Origin of the sequence: Mesorhizobium sp. M7A.F.Ca.CA.004.06.1.1 (assembly GCF_003999135.1) — a bacterium.
Lineage (GTDB): Bacteria > Pseudomonadota > Alphaproteobacteria > Rhizobiales > Rhizobiaceae > Mesorhizobium.
The window spans coordinates 1-2442 of record NZ_RZPQ01000840.1 but is presented as its reverse complement, the minus strand read 5'-3'; the positions used below and the strand labels follow the sequence as shown (position 1 = coordinate 2442).

Sequence of the window (2442 nt, the reverse complement as noted above, 5' to 3'; positions counted from 1 at the left end):
GTCATGCAGAATGTCAGCCAGAAAGGCGACGGCGGCGTGCAGGCTGCCGGCCCGGCTACCGGCGCCTCCGGTGGCGCCTCCTACCGCGATCCCTTCGAGCCGGATTTCTGGTCGCAGCAGGTAGCGGCGCCCGGCGCCGAAGCCAGCGCCGAGCGCACGAAGATCGAGGGCGATCCGGCCAAGCCCGGCGACAAGACCGCCGAAACGAAAGTGCTCAAAGTCAAAGCCGTGCCGCCTGTCGCGGCCGCACCGCTTGAGCCGCTGGCCAAGGACGCGACCGGCAAGCAGGCCGCGAACCCTGCCACGGCAATGGCCGGCGAGACCAAACCGGACGGCACCACGGTCGCCGACGCAGCCAAGGCAGAGCCTGAGGCGCAAAAGGCCGCCAAGCCCGACATCGGCGAAAAGGCGCCAACCGCGGCTGCCGTCAAGGCAGCTGCCGACGTCAAGCGGCAGCTGGCCGATGCCTTCAAGCCCGGCGACAAGCTGCACGACGGCGTCTCGGTCGAAGCCACCGACAAGGGGATCGTCATCTCGATCACCGATCAGCTCGACTTCGGCATGTTCGAGGTCGGCTCGGCATTGCCGAGACGCGAACTGGTGCTGGCGATGGAGAAGATCGGCCGCATCGTCAACAGCCAGAAGGGCACCATCAGCATCAACGGCCACACCGATGCCCGGCCGTTCCGCGGCGACAGCTACGACAATTGGCGGCTGTCGACGGCGCGCGCGCATTCCGCCTACTACATGCTCGTGCGCGGCGGCGTCGACGAACGCCGCATCACCGAGGTCGCCGGCTTCGCCGACCGCCAGCCGAAAATAGCAGCCGATCCATTGGCGGCCGCGAACCGTCGCATCGAGATCCTGATGGCGACCGGCGGATGAAGCGAGCGGCCGTCACCCGCCGGTTGATTGGTTTGTTGCTGCTGGCCGGCGGACACCCGTCGGCCGGTTTCGCCCAGGACGCGCTGCAGCCGTATCAGCTGGTGCGCTCGCTGCAACTCATCCAGGACCGCATAGCCGCCGGCGATCATGCCGCCTTGCCGATGCAAGCCAAGCTGCTGGAGATGGCGGATGCGCGCCTGCGGGCGGCGAATGCCGAGGACTACAAGGATCCCAAGAACTTTCGAGCCCTGCTTGTCTACGGCATGAGCGGCGGCAACCCGGTGACCGTCGAAGCGGCCACGTCGCGCGCTACGACGGATCCGCAAAGCCTTGCCATCGCCAAAGGCGTGATTGATTACCTCAACGGCCGGCCCGGCGAGGCTATCGAAGCCTTGAGGCCGATCGATCCCATGGCGCTGCCTCCGGATCTCGGCGCCTTCCTCGCTTTGGTCAAAGGCTCACTGCTTGCCGGTGATCAGCCGGCGACCGCACTCCGTCTGCTCGACGAGGCAAGATTGCTCAGCCCCGGCACGCTGGTCGAGGAAGCGGCACTTCGCCGTTCGGTCGGCCTTGCAGTCGCGCAAGGCGACGCGGCACGCTTCGCCCTTGCTTCCACCCAATATGTCGAGCGCTACCTCTATTCGCCCTATGCCAGCCAGTTCGCCGACTCCTTCGTCTCCGGCGTCATCGCGCTGCACATGTCGATCAGCCAGGACAAGCTGGGCGACATCACCTCGATGATGGATCCCGAGCGCGAGAAGGTGATCTATCTGCGCATCGCCCGCCGGGCCGCGATAGACGGCCTGAACGACTTGTCGGCCTTCGCTTCGGCGCGGGCGGAACAGGGCCGCGACGGCAACACCAATCAGGACGATCCACGCGCCCTGCTCTATGCCAGCCTTTCCACCGTCACCTCGGGGACAATCGAGGACGTTCGTGCCAAGCTCGGCAAGATCGACCGCAGCCGGCTGTCGGAGGGCGACCGCGCTTTGCTCGACGCCGCGCAGGCCATTGCCGGCGAGGTCGTCGCGCCGCCCACCGCCCTTCCGGCGGAAAAGCCTGCCCCAGTTCCTGCCGCCGCCGCGCAGCCGGTGCCCGAGATCGCCACGGCGCAAGGCGCCGATGACAGTGGCCTGCCACCGGTCGAAGGCGCCATCTCGGAGCAACCCGCCGTCACCGCGGCCTCCAGCGGACCAGCCGCCAATGCGCCGGACACGGCAGCAGCGGCATCCCCCGACCCTGCGACTGTCATGCCGGCGTCGGCACCGTCACCCGCAGCCGGCCCAGAGCCCGCCGATCCGACCGACGCCGCCATGACCAGAACACGTCGACAGCTCGACCTGATCGACCAGATGCTTGGAGCCGCCCCCAAATGACCACCAGCCTCGGCTCGGCCTTGCCAGGATTTGCCTCCACGCGCGCGACGTCGGAGCAGCCGGCCGCGAACGGCAGGAACGATGACGCCGGCTTCGGCAAGATGCTGCGCGACGATGCCGGTGCTGCCCGCCCGGAACGGCAGCCGTCGACAGAGGCGGGATCGCGCGACCAGTGCTGGAG

2 protein-coding genes and 1 pseudogene are annotated in these 2442 nt (G+C 67.9%); all 3 read left to right on the top strand.

Features of this window, described 5'->3' with window-relative positions:
• Positions 1-885 (top strand): OmpA family protein (locus tag EN906_RS30945; protein WP_127375639.1); only part of this gene is annotated, 885 nt, incomplete at its 5' end.
• Entirely contained in the window at positions 882-2261 is a 1380-nt protein-coding gene (locus tag EN906_RS30940) for a chemotaxis protein MotC (protein WP_127273553.1), read from the top strand. The genes EN906_RS30945 and EN906_RS30940, both read left to right, overlap by 4 nt.
• Positions 2258-2442, top strand: a pseudogene (locus tag EN906_RS30935) (flagellar hook-length control protein FliK); the annotation flags it as partial. The gene EN906_RS30940 and the pseudogene EN906_RS30935, both read left to right, overlap by 4 nt.

Excerpts from the sequence above, each read along its gene's own strand:
- EN906_RS30940 (WP_127273553.1), top strand. The coding sequence starts at position 882 with ATGAAGCGAGCGGCCGTCACCCGCCGGTTGATTGGTTTGTTGCTGCTG.